Below are 23,438 nucleotides of genomic sequence, written 5' to 3'. Positions count from 1 at the left end.
AGTCAAAAAAACTTTTTTAAGTGTTTTTGTATGGAAATAGGGAGCAGTGTATTAAAGTATATTTTATGTATGAAATATTAATCAATAAATCAAAATAATCCACATAATGAATGATTTTTCATTCAAATTTTTATTTCACGAATAATATTCATACATTGTATGAAAAATAAGTCGTTGTTAGTTAAATTAGCTATATATGGATGATTTTTCATACATATCGTATCTCAGTGATGGTGCAATCCTAAAGAAAATAGGAAGCTTCATCAAATCTCGTAGGATAGCACAGCATCTTACTCAAGATGAAGTGGCAGAGAAGGCTGCTATCAGCCGTTCCACACTCAGTCTTTTGGAGAGGGGAGAGAATATTGCCTTGACCAATTTATTGAAAGTGCTGCGTGTTTTGGATGCCTTGTATGTTTTTGATCAATTTCAAGAGATCAGACCTATCAGTCCCATGCAGTTGGCCAAGGAAGACGAGGCAAAGTGGAAAAAGAGAGCTTCCAAGAGCAAAAAATCTCCACCTAAAGATGATTTGGGATGGTAAATACAGCTTATGTAAAGCTCTGGGATAAGCGAATAGGAGCTGTGGTCTGGGATGAAAATCAAGGGTTAGCTTTTTTCGAATATGAGCGTAGGTTTTCTTCTGGAAAACTGGAAATCTCACCGGTTCGAATGCCACTTAGCGACGGTATTTATGGCTTTCCAGAGTTGAGAAAAAGCGACACATTTAAAGGTTTGCCTGGCTTGCTGGCTGATTCTTTACCTGATCGATATGGGAATGAGTTGATCAATGGCTGGCTTGCACGCAATGGACGGCCTGAAAATTCCCTGAACCCTGTGGAACTACTATGCTTCATCGGTAATAGGGGAATGGGCGCATTGGAGTTTGAGCCTACCATACTTCCTGCCACTGGGCAAGGAGAATCATTGGAATTATCCAGTTTGATAGAGACTACGAAAAAGTTACTTGAAAGCAAGACACAGTTCGAAACCCAAACCGACAAAGCCATGCAAGATGTCATGCTGAATGTTTTGAAAATGGGGACTTCAGCAGGTGGAGCTAGGCCAAAAGCTATCATTGCTTACAATGAAGGTACCGGTATGATTCGCTCGGGTCAAATTTTGCAGGATTCAGGGTTTGCGCACTGGTTGATCAAATTTGATGGGGTCAATGACACGCAGTTTGGGGAGACTTTTGGCTATGGGCGAGTAGAGATGGCTTATTATGCCATGGCAATCGATGCGGGGATAGAAATGGCTGAAAGTAGATTGATAGAGGAAGAGGGCAGGGCACATTTCATGACCAAGCGTTTTGATCGAGTGAATGGTACAGAAAAGCTTCATATGCAAACTTTTTGTGCTTTGCAGCATTATGATTTCAACAATGTGGCTAGTTACAGCTATGAGCAGTTGTTTCAAACGATGCGACAACTCCGCCTGACGTATGCGGAAGCAGAGCAGCTATTCCGCAGGATGGTGTTCAATGTGCTGGCTCGCAACTGTGATGATCACACCAAAAATTTTGCATTTTTAATGGATCAGGAAGGTAAATGGAGTCTTTCACCGGCTTATGATATCTGCCATGCATATAGGCCTGATAGTGTATGGGTCAGTCAGCATTGCTTGAGTATCAATGGCAAAAGAAGGGGATTTGAGAGAGCTGATTTTTTGGCAATTGCTAAGCAAAACTCTATTAGAAATCCGCTTGGAGTTATCCAAGAAGTACAGGAGAGTGTTTTGAAATGGGCAGACTTTGCAGTCAAGTATGAGGTGAATCCAAAGCTTATAGAAGCAATAGACGCAACCCTTATCAAGAATTTGTGATGATATATTAGGCCTCCATAGTTAAAAACTCAAAGTAAACATCGTGAAATTGTCAGGATGTGAGATCACTTCAAGTCTACCTTTGTGGAGGTGCATGATTTGTCGAGAGATGGCTAGGCCTATTCCTGAGCCTGTTTTTTTGGTAGTGAAAAATGGGACAAAAATTCTTTCTAATGCTTCGGGAACTATCCCTTCACCAGAGTCAATCACCTGTATGTAAGGTCTCGTTCCACTCTCTAGACCAGCTTTGATTTCTATGATTTTTTTACTTGAGTTGGAAAGTGCTTCCATAGCATTCTTTATTAAATTGATCAGAATCATTTGGATCAGCTCTCGATCTGCATTCAGATAGAAACCTTCTGGCGACACATCGATTTTGAGTATGATGTCTGATTTCTTTAGTTCTTCACGAAACAATATCCCCACGTCTTCTATCAGCTGTTTTATCGGAAATTTTGAAAATACTGGTGTAGGTGTATTCGTGTAGTCTCGATAAGCATTTACAAAATCAACCAATCCCAAGCTTCGCTTTGAAATCGTTTCCAGCCCCTCTGATAGATCCAAATAGCTCTCTCTGTTAAGGTGTAGTTCTCCAGGTTTTTTCTCTATCAAGTCTTCTTCTAGTATGTCACCTAGCGAACTCGCCAGGCTTGCTATGGGAGTCATCGAATTCATAATCTCATGCCTCAAGACTTTTGTTAGATTCTGCCAAGCTTCCAATTCATTTTTCTGCAATTCCTCTTTGATGTTTTGGAAAGAAAGTAAGGTCCAGTTATTTCCATCCATGACAAATGCGGCGGACTGCACATTCAAATGAATGTCAGGCCTTACCTTCATGGTAAAAGAGCTCCCGGGGTGTAAGGAGAGTACAGTTCGAAGAAGTTCTTTGGAAAGCTTTCCCAAATCATGGATATCTTTGAACTGTGGGATTTGAAGGAGCTGCTTGGCTGATCCGTTGATCACCCCTATGCGTCCTTTGCTGTCAAATGAGATGATCCCAGTATTGATGTGTTGGATCATGATTTGAAGAAAAATCATTTGTTGTTCCTTGTCTGCTCGAGTTCTTTTGAATGCTTCTATGACATCATTGAAGGATCTGTTGAGTTCTGCAAAAGATCGTCCAAGGGCACTATCTTTAGAGAATGAGCTGGAAAAATCTGAATAGCGAATAGATTCTAGAAACAAGCTGATTTTTCTGTTTGTCTTCGATACATAGTGTATAAGATTCAAGGTGAGTATCAGTAAAACTATAGAGCAAAGGACTACTTGAATAAAGGCGTCTTCCGCAATCCATGCAAAACTACCCAATACAGCTATCAAGGCGATCAGTATGACTCGAGTAATTATCCCAAAAGAGAATGATTTAAAGGCCATAACGCTCTAGTCTTCTATATAATGATGATCTGGTGAGTCCAAGCTCTTCTGCCGCACGGGTAATGTGTCCATTGTGTTTTTGAAGTGCTTTTCGGATCAGGATTTTTTCCACATCTTCGATATTAAGGTGCTCAAGAGATACCATTTCATCTTGTTTTTCTGGTAGGATATGGTTTTGGGTAAACAAATCCTCAGGTTGAAGCACACTGTGTTTGCTCATGATTACAGCCCGCTCTATGCTGTGCTGTAGCTCGCGGATGTTGCCAGGCCAATGGTACTTTTGCATCCTTTTGATCAATGCTTCTCCAGCTTTTCGGATGTCTTTGTTGTATTTTTTACTGTAGATTTCTATGAAGTGGTTGGCTAGCAAAGGGATATCGTCTTGCCTTTCTCGCAGTGGAGGTAAGGTGATTTCTATCGTGTTGAGTCTATAGAGCAAATCCTGTCTAAAGCTATTTTCATATACCATATTATGTAGAGCCATATTGGTGGCTGAGACCAAGCGAATATTGACAGGAACGGGCTTGTTTGTGCCTACACGAGTGACTTCTCTGTTCTGTAGCGTTGCAAGAAGTTTGGCTTGTAGTGCCAAGGGAATATTTCCGATTTCGTCCAGAAATAAAGTTCCTTTGTTGGCTTGTTCAAATCTGCCCGCACGATCTTCTTTGGCATCTGTAAATGCTCCCTTTTTGTGTCCAAACAGCTCACTTTCGAAAAGAGAAGTTGTAATCGAGCCCAAATCCACTCCAACGAATGCCTCTCGGTGACGCTTGGAGTTCCTGTGAATTGCCCTTGCTACCAGCTCTTTTCCAGTTCCATTTTCTCCCAAAATCAACACATTAGCATCTGTTGCAGCCACCCTGTCGATGGTTTCGAATACTTTTTGCATGGCCGTGCTTTGGCCTATGATATCTTTGAATTTCCTATCCATGTCTTGGAGGAGCTGCTGCTGTTGATCCTTAAGCTGAATGACTTCAATCTTGGATTTCCTCAATTTCAATGCAGCATGAAGTGTTGCCAGTAGCTTTTCATTTTCCCATGGCTTCAGAACAAAATCTGTAGCACCTTCTTTGATTGCTTTCACTGCTGTGGTCACATCCCCATACGCAGTGATCAAAACGACTACAGCCGAGGAATCAATGGTCAGGATTCTGTCTAGCCAGTAAAATCCCTCTTGGCCACTACTGACATCCTTGGTGAAGTTCATGTCAAGTAGAATGACATCATATTGTTCATTGACCATCAGGATGGGTATCAAACCCGGATTCGACTCTGTGTCTACTTGCTCAAAATGTCGCTTCAAAAAAATTTTCGCGGCCTTCAGTAGGTCTTCGTTGTCATCGATGATGAGAATTTTTCCCAGCTTTTGATCTTTCATAGTAGGTGGTAATAGAATTATGCTAAATATAAATCAGTATCAGGCAAGTGTCCAAAAGCTGTACCGAAGAATTAAGAAAAGAATCTTCTCTTAAAATACTGTTTCAGGCTTGAAAAAACGGTATTATCTCAAAAAAATACATTGATGTAATCTTTTGGATTGGCGTTCGATTTTGAGGATTTTGGTCGCTGACGGACGATAATGTTCGAAATGTACCTGCAGCAATATTCAGATATTGCGAATTTGAACTGTAAAGCAACTTTTTCTGGTGGCATATAATTGGCAAATCATCAAAAAGCAAAAAAGAAGATTTGATACATCATGGACAGAAAATTAGAAAAGAAACTGTGGACACCAAAGCGTATAGGTTTTATGACCCTGGGGATTTTGATCTTAGGATTTATCGCCTACCAATTTTTTTTCGCTGACCTCAGAGCAAATATGAATGTGTCCATGGAGCGCGTGACGATAGCCACGGTAAAAGAAGGAGAGTTTACAGATTATATTCCTGTCAGTGGCAACATAGAGCCTGGAGAAGTCTTCTTTTTGGATGCGCTCGAAGGAGGAAGTATACAGCAAATCATTCGTGAGTCAGGATCTTTCGTCAATAAGGGCGATACCATTCTTTTGCTATCTAACTCCAAGCTTCAGCTTGAAGTGATGGAAAGAGAGTCAGGCTTGTATTTTCAAATCAACAACCTAAGACAAGTCCGCCTACAGCTGGATCAAAATGACCTCAGCCAACAAGGACAATTAGCTGAAATCGACTATCAGATTAGCCTACTAAAACCACAATATGAACGCTTCAAGGAGCTGCATGGTAAAAAACTTGTCTCTGAAAGAGAATTTGAAGAAGTGAGGGAGCAATATGAGTATAATGTCAAAAGGAGAAAACTCACTTATGAGGCTTACAGAAATGACTCCATCTCAAGGGTGACTCAAAAGAGGCAGTTACAAGATTCTGAGCGACGCATGAACCAATCTTTGGACGGTGTAGGACATATATTGGACAACTTGGCACTGCAAGCGCCTATCAGTGGTCAATTGTCTACAGAGCAGATTGAAGTTGGGCAAGCCATAAGCCCTGGTCAGAGGTTTGGACAAATCGATATCTTGGACAAGTTTAAAGTGAGGGTTCCTATTGATGAACTTTATTTATCAAGAGTTTATACTGGCTTGAAGGGAACATTTACTTTTTCTGGAGAAAGTCATGAGCTAGAAATTGCAAAAATCTACCCTAATGTCACAGGAGGAAGATTTGAAGTGGATATGAACTTCACTGGTGAGATTCCTACTGGAATCCGTAGGGGTCAGACCGTCCGTATCAGGCTGGAACTAGGAGAAAGCGAACAAGCTGTGCTGCTGTCTTCCGGCGGATTCTATAAAGATACTGGAGGCAACTGGGTCTTTGTCGTAAATCAATCTACAGGAAAAGCAGAAAAGCGGAACATAAGACTGGGACGGAAAAATCCAGAATTCTACGAAGTCATAGAAGGCCTAATGCCTGGCGAAAAGGTGATTGTAAGTGGCTATGAAGGATTTGGAAAGAATGAAGTGTTGAACTTGAAGTGAGAAGCGAGATTTGAGAAGCGAGATTTGAGAAGCGAGAAGCGAGAAATTAGAGACGAGAGATTAGAAACAAGAAACAAGAAACAAGAATCAAGAAACAAGAAACAAGAACCAACAGAAGCGAGAAGAAATTAAGAAACAAGAAGCTGATATGTTAAAGAAACTATCATATTGATGAGTCCTGTAAGGACGACCGACATCTTAGCCTCGGGTTTTTAACCCGGGGGATAGCAAGAGTTTAGAAACAAGAAACAAGAAACAAGAAACAAGAGACAAGTGAGAAGAAATTAAGAAACAAGAAGCTGATATGTTAAAGAAACTATCATATTGATAAGTCCTGTAAGGACGACCGACATCTTAGCCTCGGGCTAAGATAGACACGACATGGTAGTTAGGGAGGAGAGTGGATAAATGTGTCAGATCTCTCGTCTTGGGTCTCAAATCTTATGTCTCTCAATTAGCGCCTTTGAGGCCAATAAATAAAAGTATATAAAACTAGTAGCCAACTCAACCAAAACGAATTTTTATGTTTACAAACTATGTAAAGATTGCTTGGAGGAATCTCTGGAGAAACAAGGAATTCTCTTTTATTAACATCATTGGGCTCACCTTTGGAATAGGTGGGGCTGTGTTGATTTTGCTTTGGATCCAGTATGAGCGAAGTTTTGATCAGTTTCATGAGAAAAAGGATCAGCTCTTCGAAGTATGGAACCAAGCGGATTTCAATGGGGAGATTTCTTCATGGGGGTGGACACCAAAGCCTTTAGGCCCTGTATTGGGGGCTGATCAAGCGGAAGTTGCGGCATTTACACGTTATCAGACGCCATATGATATGTTGTTGAAGTACCAAGTGAAAGGGATCAATCAACAAACTGTAGTCATAGATCCTGGCTTTTTCACTATGTTTGATTTTCCTTTGATTATGGGGGAAAAGGATCAAGTCTTTGCCAAGCCAGAGTCCTTGGTACTCACTGAAAGTGCTGTGAAGCGACTTTTTGGTGACGAAAATCCCATTGGTAAAGAAGTAGTTTTAGAAAACCAGACCTCCTTGATTGTCACAGGAGTTTTGGCAGATTTTCCTTCCAACACGAAATTTCAGTTTGATGCAGCCATTCCATGGGCACTCTATAAGCAGTTAGGTTTTGAAGATGAATTCTGGGGTAATAACAGTGTGATCACCTATATTGAGCTGCACCCGGAAGTCTCGTTGGAAACTGCTGCGGCAAATATTAAAGGAGTAACAAAGAAATACTCTAAAGAACCAGTTGATCTAATCTTACATCCGTTGACTATCGCACATTTGTATGATCGCTATGAAAATGGTGTACTGGCAGAAGGGAAGATCAAAATGATCAAACTCTTTTTCTGCATTGCGATTTTGATCATTTTGATAGCTTGTATCAATTTTATGAACCTTAGCACAGCGAGAAGTGAAAAACGCGCTAAAGAAATCGGTATAAGAAAGATTTCTGGAGCTGGTAGAGGGAGGTTGATTCTTCAGTTTATTGGAGAATCCATGGTCACCACCGTGATTGCTTCGTTCTTAGCTCTTTTGATTGTAAGTCTACTGATCCCTCATTTCAATAATTTGATGGGGACATCCATTAACTTGCCTTTCGGAGGGTCTATATTCTGGATAATTTATATCCCATTTGTTTTTCTCATAGGGATCATTGCGGGTTCATATCCAGCTTTATTTCTGTCTTCTTTGCTACCTGCAAAAATTCTCAAGGGAAAGACGAGTTCACCAAAATCTGCTTTTTCACTTAGAAAGGTATTGGTGGTGACTCAGTTTACATTTGCGGCCATTCTTATAGCAGCTACTTTGGTCGTCAAATCTCAGATTGACTTTGCGCAAAGTAGAAATGCAGGCTATGACAGAGATCAATTGATCTATCTGATGATGTCTGATCAGCTTCGAGATAAATATGAGTCTTTTAGAGCAGAAGTATTGTCCTCTGGGGCTGCCACTTCCCTTACTCGCACCATGTCACCTATCTCAGAGACCTGGAGCAATACTTGGGGCATGTCTTGGGAAGGTAAAGATCCAGATGTGACTATCACCATCGACAGGTACAGTACAGATGCAGACCTTTCTAAGACTTTGGGATTGAATATCATTGAAGGGAGAGATATAGATATCTATCAGTATGCTACAGATTCCAATGCCGTGTTATTGAATGAAGCTGCACTCAAGTTGATGGATTTTGAGAACCCACTGGGTCAACTTATAAAAGATAATAATAAAGAGTGGAAAGTAGTGGGCATTGTGGAAGATTTTGTGGTGAACTCACCTTTTCACCAAGTAAAGCCTTTGGTGATTTTTGGTCCAAAAGCGTGGTTCAATGTATTCCATCTCAAACTAAGCCCGAGTAATTCTGTAGCTGAAAATTTAGCAAAGGTGGAGCAGATATTTGATAAGTATAGTGCAGATTTTCCTTTTGACTACACCTTTGTAGATCAAGATTATGCTAATAAGTTTCAAAGTGAACAAAGGGTATCTGCCCTTACCCTATGGTTTTCAGGATTAGCCATATTTATATCTTGTATGGGACTATTTGGACTTGCGGCATTTATGGCAGAGCAGCGCTTGAAAGAGATCAGCGTACGCAAAGTCCTGGGAGCGTCTTCTGCTAATCTTGTCGTCCTTTTGACCTCTGATTTCATCAAGTTAGTAGCTATATCACTGTTGATCGGAATTCCCATAGCTTGGTATGTTATGAATATCTGGCTAGAAAACTTCAATTACAGGATAGAATTAGGTGTCGGAATATTTGGGTTAGTTGCATTAATTACCTTGCTGATTGCACTGCTCACCGTCAGTTCCCAAGCCTTAAAAGCCGCTTGGTCCAATCCAATCAAAGCTCTCAAAGGCGATTAAATCCAATTCAAAATCTAATCCCTAAATCTCAAAACTAAAATCTATCACAAATCATCAGGACTAAAATCTTCTCACATGGAAAATATCATCAAAACAACTCATCTCAAAAAACTCTATACGACCGAAGAAGTCGAAACTACAGCCTTGGACGATATCAATATTGAAATCAAAAAAGGAGAATTTGTAGCCATCATGGGACCTTCGGGCTGTGGGAAATCCACTTTGCTCAATATCATTGGCTTGCTTGATAATCCAGATGATGGACAATACCACTTTCTGAATGAAGAGGTAGCAAAGTATTCTGAAAGGCAACGATCACAACTTAGAAAGGGAAATATAGGATTTGTCTTCCAAAGCTTCAACCTGATCGATGAATTGACATGCTATGAAAACGTCGAGCTGCCACTATTGTACTTGAAGCTTCCTGCGGATGAGCGGAAAAAGAAAGTTGTGGAGGTACTCACCAGAATGAACATCATGCACCGAAAAGACCACTTTCCGCAGCAGCTTTCTGGTGGTCAGCAGCAAAGAGTAGCTATCGCCAGAGCCATCGTAGCCAAACCAGCGGTTATCCTTGCCGATGAACCCACAGGTAACCTAGACTCTGCCAATGGTGAAGAAGTGATGCGATTGTTGGAGGAACTGAATAATGAAGGAACCACCATCGTGATGGTAACTCACTCCCCGCACGATGCCAACTATGCCCATAGAATCATCAATTTATTTGATGGCAAAGTGGTGACAGAGAATATTAGGGAGCAGTTTCGAGTGTAGACTTACCTGCTGCAAGGAGAAGTGGATGAGGAGAAGCAAGATTTTAGAAGCGAGAAGCGAGAAATTAGAGACGAGAGATTAGAACCAAGAACCAAGAACCAAGAATCAAGAGCAAAGAGCCAAGAAATCAATGTCATGACCGAGAGATTATAAGGGATAGATAATGATATGTGCTTGCTCGATATATGTTGATATATGCCTAGCGGCGAAATATTAATGGTGTGTAAATAAGAGACCAGATAAATAACCAAAATAGAATACTAGAAGGATGTTAATTAACTATTTGAAAATATTTCTCAGAAACCTGAAAAAGCAACCTGCATATATGTTCATCAATATCTTGGGACTATCTGTTGGGATGGCTTCTAGTATTTTGATTTTTCTATTTGTGCAGCACGAATTGAGTTATGATAAGTATCATGAGAAATCTGATAGGATATACAGGGTGTCGAGGTCTTTTTTCAATCAAAATGGAGAGGTAAACCTTTACCTTGCACATACAGCACCTCCTTTTGGACCATTAATGAAGTCTGACTTTAGTGAGGACTTGGATGAAGCTGTTCGTGTTTTAAATACTAATGTAATTCTAAAATCTGGAGATAAGATTTTTGAAGAAGAGAAGGTTTACTTTTCCGATCCAGAGGTTTTTAGTGTGTTTTCTTGGGAGCTAGTGGATGGAAATGGTGAAGAAGCCCTCAATTTTCCCGATGGAATGGTGATTTCTGAAAGCATGTCAAGAAAATATTTTGGGGATGCAGACCCGGTAGGGAAAAGCTTAGAATTGATGATAAATCAGCATCAAGTAAATTTGCAAGTAAGGGCGGTGATGAAAGATATTCCAGATAACTCTCATTTCAGGGCTGATTTTTTAGTTTCCATGGAAATGGTAACGGGGTACTTTGGAGGTTATGATGAAATGATGAAAAACTATGGGGCCAATCAATTTGGTACTTATATTTTGCTCAAAGAAGGGTCGAATATTAAAAATATTGAAGCCCAAATACCAGATTTTCTCAATAGACACATTCAGGTAGGTGAAGGAGGAGCTTTGGCATCTACATGGACTTCCTTGCACTTATGGCCGATTACTGACATTCATCTGCATTCCAATCTGGATTCTGAGCTGGAGCCAAACAGCAATATTGAGCATGTTTATATCTATACAGCTATTGCATTTTTTATTTTATTGATTGCTTGTGTGAACTTTATGAACTTGGCTACAGCACGCTCTTCAAAGCGAGCCTTGGAAGTAGGTTTGAGAAAAGCACTTGGAGCCGAAAAACGATTCATCATCGGTCAATTTATGAGTGAATCTATTTTGATGTCCTTGATTTCATTGGTTTTAGCACTAGTAATGACTTCATTGGTGTTGCCATTTTTTGAGAACTTTACAGGGAAGGATTTAAGTTTTAATCTATTTGAACAGCCAATTTACCTTTTTGGATTATTGGGTTTTGTATTAGTAGTGGGTATGATTGCAGGGAGTTATCCCTCACTTTTCCTTTCTAGTTTTCAACCTGTCAAGGTTCTGAAAGGCACCTTTAAGATCGGTACCATACATGAGAAACTCCGCGCTGCATTGGTTGTGGGACAGTTTGCTATTTCTATCATTTTGATAGTAGCCGTTTTGGTAGTAGTTCATCAGCTTGATTTTATGAAAAATAAAGACTTGGGTTTTGAAAAGGATAGGATTGCAGTACTTCCAGCATATGAAGAGTTGGTCGGAAATTTTGAAAATCTAAGTCAAAGGTTCTTGCAGCATCAGGGCATAGAGTCTATTTCATTAGGGTCGAGGGTACCTTCTGGAAGGCTTTTGGACTCTGGTATAACTAGCGCAGAGCTGAAAGATGGGTTGACCAACATTGACATTCGGCTATCTGATATACATGTGAGCCATGGATATATGGAGACATTTGGAATAGAGATAGTGGCTGGTAGGGATTTTGACTTCCAACTACCAACTGACAGCACACAAGCATTTTTGTTAAATGAATCTGCCGTTAGAGCTATTGGTTGGAAGTCAGCGGAAGATGCTATAGGCAAATCACTTCACTATGATGCAAGACGAGGTTATGTTGTCGGTGTGGTCAAAGATTTTCATTTTGAATCTTTGCATCAACCTATTATTCCTATGGTCTTCATGATACCTGATACACGTTTCAACTCCGTAGCGATTAGGTTGAAGAAAGGATATGAAGAGGAAGCGATAGCTTATTTAAAGGAAGAGTGGATTGCCTTGAAGCCAGATTTTCCTTTCAGTTATTATACGGTAGAGGATAAGTTTCAGCAACAATATGAATCAGAGGAAAAGGTTGGCTTCGTTTTCGGAATTTTTGCTGGGATAGCTATTTTGATCTCGGTGTTGGGTTTGTTTGGTCTTTCTGCTTTTGCGGCAGAGCAGCGCACCAAGGAAATAGGAGTAAGAAAGGTCTTGGGTGCAAGTGTAAAGAGCATTGTTTTGCTATTAGGAAAAGATTTTCTCAAGCTCGTACTTTTCGGGTTCTTGCTGGCCGTACCAATTGCTTGGTTCGCAATGAACTCATGGTTGGAAAGCTTTGCTTACAGTGTTTCCATTTCTTGGGGAGTCTTTGGTTTGGCTGGTTTGATTGCAGTGGTGATCGCTACTTTTACCATCAGCAGTCAATCTGTCCGAGCGGCATTGACCAATCCTGTGGATTCATTTAAGACAAATTGATGGGTGTTTTGAAGGAAATATGGTGGATAAATACACTGCTTTCTGGTAGAAAGATTCGTGAAATAAGATTGAAATATACTGCGTGAAATAGGCTTTGCGAAATAAGGTGGAAATATTTCGAATTAGATATTACTGGATACTGGTGGATACTGGATATTTTGGAAAGATGATAATTGAAATATAGTAGAAATATACTGAGTGAAATAGGTTGATTTTGGAGCTTTAGCGAAAGTCCCGAGAAGGGAGAAATTCTGGAGTTGGCTGCCAATAATGCCTGAGGGAAGGGGGGATTGGTGATGGAATATTATTTCTATTTATTTCCACAATATTTCTACTGTATTTCAACCCTGTTTCAACAAGAAAAACAACTGGTAAAGAAAAAAAGACTGTTATGTTTAGAAACTATCTGAAAATCGCTTGGAGAAACCTTCTGAAAAAGAAGGCTTACTCCTTTATAAATATTTTTGGCTTGGGGCTGGGGATGACCTGTTGCTTCCTGATTTTTATGTATATCCAAGATGAGTTGTCCTACGATAATTACCACGAAAAGGGGGGTCGGATCTACAGACTTACTCATGGAAGCCTACCTTCCGAAGACCAACCAGAAAATGCTGGAGCAAATCCTTTTTGGGTTTGGAATAACGCACCAGTTGGCCCAGCTATTCAAAGTTATTTTCCTGAAATTGATAAAGTCGTCCAATTCTCTGGTAGTTCAGATATCCTTTTGACGGATGGGGAAAATTCCTTTCAGGAAGAAGGGGTATTCTTTATGGACTCGACGGCATTTGATGTTTTTAGTTGGAAGGTGATCAAAGGTGATGCGAAAAATGCCTTGACCGCCCCGTACAGCATGGTGATGACCGAGAGTACCGCCAAGCGTTATTTTGGAAATGAGGACCCTATCGGCAAAACATTGAAAGGTAGCGACTCTCCTGGAAGATCCAATGCAGGAGATTACACAGTCACGGCAGTGATTGAGGACATTCCATCCAACTCCCATTTCAAATTCAATATACTGCTGTCACTAAGCACTTTTAGAGTATCAAGACCGGAGGTTTTTGAATATTGGGGATATGTGGATTTCTATACTTACTTCCTCGTCAACGAGAATTTCAACCTCACAGCATTTCAACAAAAAATCCCCGATTTTCTAGCCGCAAGACAAGACAATCCACGCTATACGATCCGGGTCGAACAAATGAAGGATTTTTACCTTCGATCCCATGCTGAGAGGCAACCCGGTGAAACTGGAAGTCTTTCCAATATTTATGTGTTTTCGATTATAGGGATATTTATACTGGTGATCGCAATTATTAACTTTATGAACCTTTCCACAGCCAGGTCCATGGAAAGGGCCAAAGAAGTTGGGATCAGGAAATCGGTCGGAGCGGATAGGAGACACTTGGTTTACCAGTTTTTAAGCGAATCTATGATCATTGTATTTCTGGCAATGATAGTCTCTGTATTTTTTGTCAGCCTGGCCATGCCTCTTATGAAAAGCATCACAGGCAAGGAATTGGAGCTGATGAAATTTATCAATTGGCAAACTGTCCCGACATTGACCGTGGTGCTGTTTGTTGTCGGGATTCTGGCAGGTTCTTATCCAGCGTTTGTATTGTCAGGATTCAGGCCTGTGCAGATATTGAAAGGAATTTCTGTTGCCAACAATAGCGGGGTCAATCTCAGAAAGGGATTGGTGGTTTTCCAATTTAGCCTTTCCATCATCCTGATTGCTGGTACCATCATAGTCTATAACCAAATGAACCACCTGCTCGACAAAGACATGGGTTTTGACAAAGAGCAGATGCTGGTGCTTGATTACAATTATGATGAGCTAGTCAACAGAAGGTCCAGTGCCTTTAAGAGTGAAATGGAGGCCAATCCGGCAATACAATCTGTCGCATTTTCGAGAAGCGTTCCCGGAGGTTATTTTCCCAACGCTGGGACGGAAATTGAAAATTCAGATGGTGAGATGCAGATGCAAGGTCAGGCTATTTTCCAGGTAGGGATTGACTTTATAGACCATTTCAATATGAAATTGGTGGCGGGAAGGTCCTATTCTAGGGATTTTCCTTCGGATTCCACCTCGGCCTTGGTCATCAACGAAGCCGCCGCCAGACAATATGGCTATGCCAACCCCGCAGACATTATCGGGAAAAAATTTGACCAATGGGGCAGGGCAGGAGAAGTCATCGGCGTGGTCAAGGATTTTAATTTCATTTCTCTTCACCGCAATATCGAACCCCTAACATTGCCTTTTGAGGCATTTGCAAGCCGTTTTCTTACACTCAAGGTGAAGTCGGACAACATGACAAAAACCATTTCAGAAATCGAGGATACTTGGAATAGACTGGCACCCCACAGGCCATTTTTGTACAGTTTCTTGGATGTGGATTTCAACAAGCAGTACCAGGCCGATTTCAAATTCAGAAAGATATTTACTGTATTCTCCGTGTTGGCGATCCTGATTGCAAGCTTGGGATTGTTTGGATTAGCTACCTATTCCGCAGAGATCCGAACCAAGGAAATCGGCATCAGAAAAGTACTGGGTGCAGAAGTTTCCAGTATTGTCACCTTGCTGTCAATGGATTTTGTCAAACTCGTTTTTGTGGCGATTGTACTTGCCATACCGATCACTTGGTATGCCATGAATAGTTGGCTTGATGGATTTGCTTACAAAACAGCAATCGGGTGGTGGGTGTATGTCTTGGCTGGCCTTGTTGCAGTGATTGTGGCCTTGGCGACAGTAAGTTCGCAGGCCATCAGAGCTGCGATGCTCAATCCAGTGAAGAGTTTGAGGAGTGAGTAAACTAATATTGGTAGATGCTAATGAATCCTTTGGAAGGATGTTGATTGAAATAAGTTTTGCGAAATAAAATGGTAATATGTTGAAACTGGAGCTTAGCGAATGTCCCGAGAACGAACTAATTCGGGATAAGATATTATTGGATACTGGATATTTTGAAAGGATGATAATTGAAATATAGTGGAAATATGATTGAAATATAGTAGAAATATACTGAGTGAAATAGGTTGCTATTAATACAAGTTGGTTTTAATGAAGACTTCCTAAAAGGAAATACGGGATCGGTGAAGAAAATTATTTCAATCTATTTCTACCATATATCAACTGTATTTCCACCCATCTCCGATTCAAACTCAATAGAATATCGATTCCAAAGTCAAAGAAGAAGTACCGAAAATTATTTCAATCTATTTCTATCATATTTCTACTGTATTTCATCAATAAAACCCTAACAATATTTGAATTAAAATTAAGGAAGAATTTAAAAAAACCTGATATGCTCAAAAACTATTTTAAAATCGCTTGGCGCTCACTCATCAGGAGCAAATGGACAGGAATCATCAATATTCTCGGTTTGACTATTGGAATCACAGCGGCCTTATTGCTTTTTGTCGTGCTGCAATATGAGTTGAGCTATGATAAGTTTCTCAGCCATAATGATCAAATCTATAGGATAGTCACTCATGATCAATACGATGATATTTATGATCAAACTTCTGGCGTTGCCAACCCATTTCCTGATGCGTTGATGGCTGATCCTATGAGTTTTGAGCAGGTAGTACCAGTGGTATCACACAATTATGTCCAAGTAAATATCGATAACTTGAATAGCGGGGGTATTGATAAACACAGAGCAGAAAGTTTGTTTTTTACAACGCCTGATTTTGCGAGACTTTTTGAGATAAACTTCCTAATTGGTAATGCAAACGCACTTGGACAACCTGACCAAGTGATCTTACCTAAGTCTGAAGCAGAGAAATATTTTGGAAGCTGGAAGGATGCTCAAGGAAAGGCTTTGCAACTGACCAATGGTGTTGAGCTAGAGATAGCTGCTGTGGTCGAGGATATGCCAGAGAACAGCAACTTTGGATTTAAACTTCTGGCTTCATTTGAGACTATTCGTTCACATCAAGAAGCTTTTGGCTATGATTTGGCAGAATGGGGGAGCACTGGGAGCAACTTTCAAGTTTATGTCAAGACGAATCCAGCAACGGATTTTGCATTGATCCAAAGCCGGCTTGATGATTTTTCCAAAAAACATTTTGAAGGAAGAGGAACTTCTATCAAGTCTCATCACCTTCAGCCATTGAGTGACATCCATTTCAACCCTCTCTATGAACCCCTCACGGGAAGCAGGATCAGACAGTCTACCATCAAAACTTTGATCTTGGTAGGGGTATTTATCCTGATTATGGCCTCTATCAATTTTGTGAACCTTACCACCTCGCAAGCAATCGGTAAAAGCAAGGAAATAGGCGTAAGAAAAGTCATGGGAAGTACCAAAACTCAGATTGCTTTACAATCCTTTGGAGAGACCTTTTTGACCGTTTTGCTTGCCTCACTATTTTCGCTAGTTCTTGCATCTTTATTCTTACCGTTTTTGGATAAAATCGCCAACATTCCAGATTCAGTCAGCTTGTTTCAGTGGCAAGTTGGCTTGTTTATTCTGGTGTTGATAGTTTTATTGTCTTTGTTGTCAGGTTTTTATCCAGCCATGATCATAGCAAGATATCAGCCTATTAGGGCATTGAAAAACAAGTTTCAAAGTGCAGATATAGGGGGTATTTCAATCAGAAGAGGTTTGGTAGTTCTACAGTTTGCAATCGCTCAGATCCTGATGATTGGGACACTGATTGCTGTCAGGCAAATGAATTTGGTTCAAAACATAGATTTGGGCTTCAATAAAGAGGCCATTTATTATGTTCATGTCCCATCGGATAAAACCAATGGTGAGATGAGAATAGAAGGCTTCAAGCAAGAGATCCTAAGGATGCCTGGGGTCAAAGGGGCTACGTTGGCTTCGGATGTACCATCTTCAGATCACAACTCAGCAACCAATTTTTATTTTGACAATAAAAGTGAGGACATCATCTTTCCAGCATTTTTAAAGTTTGCTGACGAGGCTTATTTTGATTTGTTTGAAATGGAATTTGTCGCTGGGCAAGCTTATCCTCCGAGTGATACGATCAGAAATGTGGTGATCAATGAAACCATGGCCAAGAAGTTGATGATCCAAAATCCCGAAGAAGCCATAGGCAAAAACCTTCGATTGGGCTCAGGAGCATGGATTCCTGTGAGTGGAGTAGTCAAAGACTTTACGGTCAATTCCCTGCGTGAAGAGATGAAGCAATTGGTCATTACCACTAGAAAAAGTATGTACTCGATTGTAGCAGTGAAGCTGGAAGGTGGTGTCAGCAAGTCTACCTTAGAAAGTATCCAAAGCAAGTTTGAAGAGATCTATCCAGAGCAGATCTATACCGCTGTTTTTTTGGATGAGTCTATAGCTGCTTTTTACGAAAATGAGCAGAAGCTTGCCATGGTATATAAGGTATTTGCTGCATTGGCTATTTTGATTTCATGTATTGGCTTGTATGGCTTGGTTTCCTTTATGATAGGTCAAAAGGTAAAAGAAATAGGAATCAGAAAGGTACTTGGTGCATCTGTCGCTCAAATCACCGTGATGCTATCCAAAGAGTTTGTTTTGATGGTGCTGATTGCCTTTGGAGTGGCAGTCCCCTTGGCCTATTATATGGTGCAAGAATGGCTGGCATCTTTTGCTTACAAAACACCTGTTACCATAGGCTTATTTGTATTGGTGATGCTCATCTCCTTGCTCATCACAGGTTTGACGGTGGGCTTCAAATCCTTCCGTGCAGCCATTGCTAATCCGGTGGATAGTTTGACGAATGAGTGATGGAAGGCGTGTGGAAGTATGGGGAGAAGTGAGAGATTAGAAGTGAGAGACGGGAAGCGAGAGATTAGAAGCGAAAAGCGAGAGTTTTGATTAAAGAACCAAGAGTCAAGAGTCAAGAAACAAGAACCAAGAAACAAGAACCAAGAAACAAGAGTCAAGAAACAAGAACCAAGAACCAAGAGTCAAGAAGCAAGAGTTTACCATATCTTAAATCTACTTTGTAAAATATAGAATTAGGTTAACGCTTGACTTTGACGGTTGTCTTCTCCTCTAAGCGTAGATTGGATCTAGGCTTTCCTATCCATGGAATTTTCGATTCCACATAGAAATGACAGAGATCAAGTAATGAGGATATTTGAGGTGTAGTTGCAAACTACATCTAGACGGTAAGTATTTGTTTTTGAGACTTTCTCAAAAATTGAAGGTGTCTTCTCTTCCTAGTGACTGCCCGAAAAGGACGGCTTTTTTATGCTTCAATTCTCAGGTAACATTCTCCTGAGACAACAGGTTGATGGAAGCGAGAAGCGAGAATTTTGATTTAAGAGCCAAGAAACAAGAGTCAAGATCCAAGAGTCAAGATCCAAGAGTCAAGATTCCAAGACTCAAACAAGAATTAAATTGAAAACAATTTATCAGGGATTCCATGATGTAGTCATTTTTCATTAAGGATTTCAAGGATTGTATTGACCTTTAGAAAAAATAGTTTGATATTCATTAAAAAATAAAATTTTTAATGGCAATTGTATGGAAAAGGAACATTTTCTAAATAAAGTTTTCGCATCTAGCGGAATTACTTCTGAAGAACTTCAGCAAATCATTCCTAAATACAAGCAGGTATCATTCCAAAAAAATGAATACCTCTTGACACAAGGTCAGGTTGAGAGAAGTTATTGGTTTATCGAAACTGGTTTTATTCGTTCGTATATCGTAGATACCGAAGGCAACGACATCACATTTAACCTTTATGGTTCAGGAGATGTAGTAATAGACTATCCATCGATGTTTTTCTTTGCTCCAACAAGAGAAAACATTCAGGCATTGACCGATTTAGTATGTTGGGAAATTTCGTTTCAAGATTTTCAGGAAATGTTCAATTCCATAACTAATTTCAGAGAACAACAAAGAGGACTTTTGGTCGGAAGCTATTTTGCACTTAAAGAGCATAGCATTTCTTTGATAGCAGATCAGGCTAAGGAGAGATACTTGAGTCTTCTTCAGCGTAAGCCAACTATCGTCCAAAATGTCTCATTGAAGCATATTGCTACATTTTTAGGTATTACAGACACTTCATTGAGTCGTATTAGGAAAGAACTGGCAAATGTTTAGTTTTTCTTGTCATATGACAAGATTTATTGTTTTTGATTGATTCATTTTTGTGTCATCATCAACTATAAATTAGATCATATGACACAACTAAAAGAATTTATGCTATTGTTCAGGTATGAACCCAGCAACGAAGAGCCAACCCCTAAGCAACTGGAAGAAATGCACAGACATTGGGGAGAGTTTATCGGTGGAATAGCCATGCAAGGAATACTGGTAAGTACGCATCAATTAGGTTTTGAAGGAAAAAAGATTGTTGCTCATCATGAAACAGAAGATGGACTTTATATTGCCGATGGACAGACGATCGGAGGCAATATGGTATTGAAAGCAGAATCTATTGAATCTGCAACGGAACTGGCCAAGAAATGCCCAGTACTTTTTATGGGTGGTACAGTTGAAGTAAGAGACGTAATACCAATGAACTAAGGATAAACTTTCTAAAATGAGCTTAAAAATGATCTTCGCATTGATAGGAATCGCTCTGGTAGCGTTCATTGGATTTGGCTTATATAAGGCAAGCGGTTTGAAATCCATTCAAATTATTCAAACCATTACCATCAAAGGATCTAAACAAGAAGTTTTTGATATGGTAAAATACTTGAATAATTTCCCAAAGTGGTCACCGTTTTTGGCACAGGATCCTTCACAGAAGTATGAGGTTAAGGGAACTGATGGAACTGTCGGAGCACAATATCATTGGCATGGGAATAAAGGAAAGGATGTGGGATATCAAGAAATCGTAGCCATTGATGAATTGAGCTATGTGGGTATGGTTTGTGACATTCAAAAGCCCTTTGTTGCCAAACCAACTTTTGACTATAACTTTACAGAAACACCCAATGGAATTGAAGTAAAACAAGACTTCAAATTAGTTTCAGGTACCGTTGATGCATTTTTCATGTGGATGTTTGGAGCTAAAAAAGAAATGGAGGAAACGAATTTACAAGGCTTACAATTATTGAAGAAAGCCGTAGAAAAGTAACTATTGACTGATGTTTAATCTTTTGGGTTTTTAGACTTGTCAATGCCATGTTTGGATTTTCAAACATGGCATTGCTTTTTTGCCCGTAGGCGGTCAAAAGTGTACGTTTTGTTTTGGTTTTCGGAGACAAATGCCTCAATTTTCTTCATTTGGGCTGTTTTTAGACTGGCACGAGGATAGCTTTATCACTAGTGAATTTCGTTTGCCCTGATGCAAACTAAACCAACTTAGTTATTTCATTTTCAAATCCTTCATGCTATGTGGAAAAACTATTTTATCGTTTCCTTGAGAAACCTCAGCAAACGCAGACTCTATACAGGAATCAATATTCTTGGACTGACGGTTGCCATAACGAGTTTTTTGGCGATTTCGCTGTACATCCATCATGAGTGGAGCTATGATAAAATGTATACCGATTACCAGAGGATTTATAAATTCAATCAGGAGTTCACTTCCAATGGAGAAACGCAATTGGTCTCTACGACACCATCAAGTCTCGCTCCAACCCTGATGGATGAAATCTCGGAAATTGAACTTGCTACCTTGGTTTTTGACCTTAGTATTTTTTCTTCTGTAGTGGTAGAGATTGAGGGAGAATTGTTTGAGGAACCCAAATTTGCCTATGTGGATGAAAACTTTTTCCAAGTCTTCGATTTTGATCTAATTCATGGGAATTCCAAGAGCGTATTGTCCGAACCTTTCCAACTGGTACTCCCCAAAAGCACCGCAGCGCGTTATTTCCGCAATGTCTCCGATGCTGTTGGTAAGACTGTTCAGGTAGAGGGAGAAAATTATACCATCACGGGCATCATGGAGGATTTTCCTTCCAATAGCCATTTGGAATTTGGATTGCTGGCCTCTTTCAAAACCCATAGGCATGGAAAAACTCCTGCCTGGTCACCTTCCAATTACTATACCTATGCTAAATTCCGTGAAAATTCAGCTCCTGAAAGCGTGGAATCCAAACTTGATCAAATGGTGGATAAGTACTTCGGCGAAGACATGGCAAGCTATGGCTTTTCTACCCGATTTTTCATACAGCCCGTGTCGAGTATTCATTTGGGAGGAAATGCGCTGAATTCCATCAAACCAACCTCGGACAGCAAATACATCTACATTTTTGCTTTGGTAGGCATTTTACTGATTGTGATCGGTATCATCAATTATGTCAATTTGGCTACTGCTGAGGCTACAGAAAGAAATAAGGAAGTAGGACTTAGAAAAGTATTGGGTGCTGAACGGTTTCAATTGTTTGGTCAATTTGTGTCGGAATCATTTATACTCACGGCCATCGCTATTTTGGTAAGTATGCTGGCCCTAAATCTTATCAGTGGCTATTTTGAAAGCTTTGCCAGCACGCCCCTAAACCTGAGTTTATTACTTTCTTTCGAAGGGATATCTTTTGTAGTCCTCTTGTTTGTTCTGATTGGTTTTATCTCAGGAATTTATCCCGCAGTGATCCTCTCTGGAATGGCTCCATTACGTGCCTTGGGTAAGCAAACCACTATCGGCAATGGGACATGGATGCGTAAGGGCTTGGTCGTATTCCAGTTTTTTGTATCCATAGGTTTACTCTTGGCGACGCTGATTGTGAAAAATCAACTGAACTACATGCAGGAGGTCAATTTGGGCTATGATAGGGAAGAGATCATCGCCCTAAACCTTCATTACACAATGCATGGTGAAGTCGAGTCATTCAGAAATGAAATGGTGAGACAAGGAATTGCTCAATCGGTAAGCAAGGCATCGGACTTGCCGATTTATATTAAGGCTTCTTATTCCATCACGCCAGGTGGGGACAATGATAAGGAGTTTTTGATCACAGGTTATTCAACAGATCATGAGTTGGTGAATACGATTGGGTTAGAACTTGCAGCAGGGGAAGACTTAGCACCTACGGATCCTACAAGATGGCAAGCCTATGAGCATGGGATTGAGTTGCCTATATTATTGAATGAAGCTGCTGTACGGGAGTTGGGTTGGGAAAGTATCGATGCCGTGGGAAGAAAATTGAATTTTGGAGGCGAGCTGGTTCGTGTTAAAGGAGTAGTAAAAGACTTCTACTTCAATTCTCTGCATCATCAGGTAAGTCCACTAGCCATATTTGTAGATCCCGATGGAACGAATGTGATTCTAACTAAATTATCGAAAGGAAATCCCGCTACACAGCTAGCGGCCATGGAAACCGTCTGGGCTTCTATATTTCCTTCCCGACCTTTTGTATACAAGTTTGTAGACGAAGAATACGCCCGCATGTACCAGTATGAATCGATGGTAGGCAAAGTATTCAGCTTGTTTGCGGGTATAGCGATCTTTATCGCCTGTATGGGATTGTTTGGCTTAGTATCCTATGTTGCCCTTCGCCGCACTCGAGAAATCTCCATCCGAAAAGTCTTGGGAGCCAACACCTTTGATATTTTAAGGGTATTATCAGCGGATTTCTTCAGTTTGTTAGGTATTTCGGCCCTGCTTGCAGTAGGATTTGGATACTGGTTTTCTGAGCAGTGGATGCAGGATTTTGCCTACAAGAGTACCGTCTCCGTATCGATTTACCTAGCATCCATTGCAAGCGTGGCCTTTATAGCCTTTGTCACCATTGTCTATAGAACTGTCAAAGTGTATCAAACGAATCCTTCGGAGACATTGAAAGACAGTTAAGGCTTATGTTTTCAGGAAATGAATTAAATTAATCATTCCTTCAAAGCAGCCTCTAGCAATCCAATTAAGTTTTATCCTAAAAATATCCTGATCAGGGTATTTTTTTGTTTACAGATGGAGCCATTGCAGAGTAAAAGATGGGATATATGAAAATCTTTTACGCTAAAGGCTCTATTACAACTAAATTCATTATTTTTAAAATTGTTGAAAAAGCGTTGAATGAAGGAAAGGGCAGGGCTTTTTTTATAGCTTGTCCT

Annotated in this window: 14 protein-coding genes; 12 read left to right on the top strand and 2 right to left on the bottom strand. The window is 40.2% G+C overall.

Going from position 1 to position 23,438, the window contains the following annotated elements:
- Positions 1-196: 196 nt before the first annotated feature.
- Positions 197-544 (top strand): helix-turn-helix domain-containing protein, encoded by a 348-nt coding sequence (locus MM214_RS05140; protein ID WP_241292785.1) that lies wholly within the window; start codon positions 197-199, stop codon positions 542-544.
- Entirely contained in the window at positions 538-1,824 is a 1,287-nt protein-coding gene (locus tag MM214_RS05135; protein ID WP_241292783.1) for a type II toxin-antitoxin system HipA family toxin, read from the top strand. The genes MM214_RS05140 and MM214_RS05135 overlap by 7 nt, the downstream gene beginning before the upstream one ends.
- 21 nt (positions 1,825-1,845) lie before the next feature.
- On the opposite strand, the gene MM214_RS05130 is transcribed toward MM214_RS05135, so the two are convergent.
- Together MM214_RS05130 and MM214_RS05125 are read right to left on the bottom strand one after the other, a co-directional pair.
- Positions 1,846-3,198, bottom strand: a complete 1,353-nt coding sequence (locus tag MM214_RS05130; protein ID WP_241292781.1) for a sensor histidine kinase — start codon at positions 3,196-3,198, stop codon at positions 1,846-1,848.
- Complete coding sequence (locus tag MM214_RS05125) at positions 3,188-4,576, bottom strand: sigma-54-dependent transcriptional regulator (protein WP_241292779.1); 1,389 nt, start codon at positions 4,574-4,576, stop codon at positions 3,188-3,190. Before MM214_RS05125 ends, MM214_RS05130 begins: the two co-directional genes overlap by 11 nt.
- 321 nt (positions 4,577-4,897) lie before the next feature.
- Here MM214_RS05125 and MM214_RS05120 point away from each other — a divergent pair, with 321 nt between their 5' ends.
- The 10 genes from MM214_RS05120 (at position 4,898) to MM214_RS05075 (ending at position 23,181) form a co-directional block, all read left to right on the top strand.
- The gene (locus MM214_RS05120) at positions 4,898-6,148 is read left to right on the top strand and encodes an efflux RND transporter periplasmic adaptor subunit (protein WP_241292777.1); all 1,251 of its coding nucleotides are present in this window, start codon (positions 4,898-4,900) and stop codon (positions 6,146-6,148) included.
- 523 nt (positions 6,149-6,671) lie between these two features.
- The gene (locus MM214_RS05115) at positions 6,672-9,026 is read left to right on the top strand and encodes an ABC transporter permease (protein ID WP_241292775.1); all 2,355 of its coding nucleotides are present in this window, start codon (positions 6,672-6,674) and stop codon (positions 9,024-9,026) included.
- A gap of 75 nt (positions 9,027-9,101) precedes the next feature.
- On the top strand, positions 9,102-9,800 hold the full coding sequence (locus MM214_RS05110; RefSeq protein ID WP_241292773.1) for an ABC transporter ATP-binding protein: 699 nt from the start codon (positions 9,102-9,104) through the stop codon (positions 9,798-9,800).
- A gap of 325 nt (positions 9,801-10,125) precedes the next feature.
- Positions 10,126-12,495, top strand: a complete 2,370-nt coding sequence (locus MM214_RS05105) for an ABC transporter permease (RefSeq protein ID WP_241292771.1) — start codon at positions 10,126-10,128, stop codon at positions 12,493-12,495.
- 391 nt (positions 12,496-12,886) lie between these two features.
- The gene (locus tag MM214_RS05100; RefSeq protein WP_241292769.1) at positions 12,887-15,304 is read left to right on the top strand and encodes an ABC transporter permease; all 2,418 of its coding nucleotides are present in this window, start codon (positions 12,887-12,889) and stop codon (positions 15,302-15,304) included.
- Positions 15,305-15,797: 493 nt separating this feature from the next.
- Complete coding sequence (locus MM214_RS05095; protein ID WP_241292767.1) at positions 15,798-18,215, top strand: ABC transporter permease; 2,418 nt, start codon at positions 15,798-15,800, stop codon at positions 18,213-18,215.
- A 744-nt stretch (positions 18,216-18,959) separates the two neighbouring features.
- Entirely contained in the window at positions 18,960-19,541 is a 582-nt protein-coding gene (locus tag MM214_RS05090) for a Crp/Fnr family transcriptional regulator (protein WP_241292765.1), read from the top strand.
- 78 nt (positions 19,542-19,619) lie between these two features.
- Positions 19,620-19,967 (top strand): YciI family protein, encoded by a 348-nt coding sequence (locus tag MM214_RS05085; protein WP_241292764.1) that lies wholly within the window; start codon positions 19,620-19,622, stop codon positions 19,965-19,967.
- 16 nt (positions 19,968-19,983) lie between these two features.
- Positions 19,984-20,523: an SRPBCC family protein gene (locus MM214_RS05080; RefSeq protein ID WP_241292762.1), complete on the top strand. Its 540-nt coding sequence runs from the start codon at positions 19,984-19,986 to the stop codon at positions 20,521-20,523.
- Positions 20,524-20,781: 258 nt separating this feature from the next.
- Positions 20,782-23,181, top strand: coding sequence for an ABC transporter permease (locus MM214_RS05075; RefSeq protein WP_241292760.1), 2,400 nt, complete (start codon positions 20,782-20,784; stop codon positions 23,179-23,181).
- Positions 23,182-23,438: the final 257 nt, after the last annotated feature.

The sequence above is a fragment of the Belliella kenyensis genome (genome assembly GCF_022549675.1).
Classification (GTDB): domain Bacteria; phylum Bacteroidota; class Bacteroidia; order Cytophagales; family Cyclobacteriaceae; genus Belliella; species Belliella kenyensis.
The sequence above is the reverse complement of the archived record's forward strand: the minus strand, read 5'-3'. Positions and strand labels throughout refer to the sequence as shown.

Excerpts from the sequence above, each read along its gene's own strand:
- MM214_RS05140 (WP_241292785.1), top strand. The coding sequence starts at position 197 with ATGGATGATTTTTCATACATATCGTATCTCAGTGATGGTGCAATCCTA.
- MM214_RS05135 (WP_241292783.1), top strand. The coding sequence starts at position 538 with ATGGTAAATACAGCTTATGTAAAGCTCTGGGATAAGCGAATAGGAGCT.
- MM214_RS05130 (WP_241292781.1), bottom strand. The coding sequence starts at position 3,198 with ATGGCCTTTAAATCATTCTCTTTTGGGATAATTACTCGAGTCATACTG.
- MM214_RS05125 (WP_241292779.1), bottom strand. The coding sequence starts at position 4,576 with ATGAAAGATCAAAAGCTGGGAAAAATTCTCATCATCGATGACAACGAA.
- MM214_RS05120 (WP_241292777.1), top strand. The coding sequence starts at position 4,898 with ATGGACAGAAAATTAGAAAAGAAACTGTGGACACCAAAGCGTATAGGT.
- MM214_RS05115 (WP_241292775.1), top strand. The coding sequence starts at position 6,672 with ATGTTTACAAACTATGTAAAGATTGCTTGGAGGAATCTCTGGAGAAAC.
- MM214_RS05110 (WP_241292773.1), top strand. The coding sequence starts at position 9,102 with ATGGAAAATATCATCAAAACAACTCATCTCAAAAAACTCTATACGACC.
- MM214_RS05105 (WP_241292771.1), top strand. The coding sequence starts at position 10,126 with ATGTTCATCAATATCTTGGGACTATCTGTTGGGATGGCTTCTAGTATT.
- MM214_RS05100 (WP_241292769.1), top strand. The coding sequence starts at position 12,887 with ATGTTTAGAAACTATCTGAAAATCGCTTGGAGAAACCTTCTGAAAAAG.
- MM214_RS05095 (WP_241292767.1), top strand. The coding sequence starts at position 15,798 with ATGCTCAAAAACTATTTTAAAATCGCTTGGCGCTCACTCATCAGGAGC.
- MM214_RS05090 (WP_241292765.1), top strand. The coding sequence starts at position 18,960 with ATGGAAAAGGAACATTTTCTAAATAAAGTTTTCGCATCTAGCGGAATT.
- MM214_RS05085 (WP_241292764.1), top strand. The coding sequence starts at position 19,620 with ATGACACAACTAAAAGAATTTATGCTATTGTTCAGGTATGAACCCAGC.
- MM214_RS05080 (WP_241292762.1), top strand. The coding sequence starts at position 19,984 with ATGAGCTTAAAAATGATCTTCGCATTGATAGGAATCGCTCTGGTAGCG.
- MM214_RS05075 (WP_241292760.1), top strand. The coding sequence starts at position 20,782 with ATGTGGAAAAACTATTTTATCGTTTCCTTGAGAAACCTCAGCAAACGC.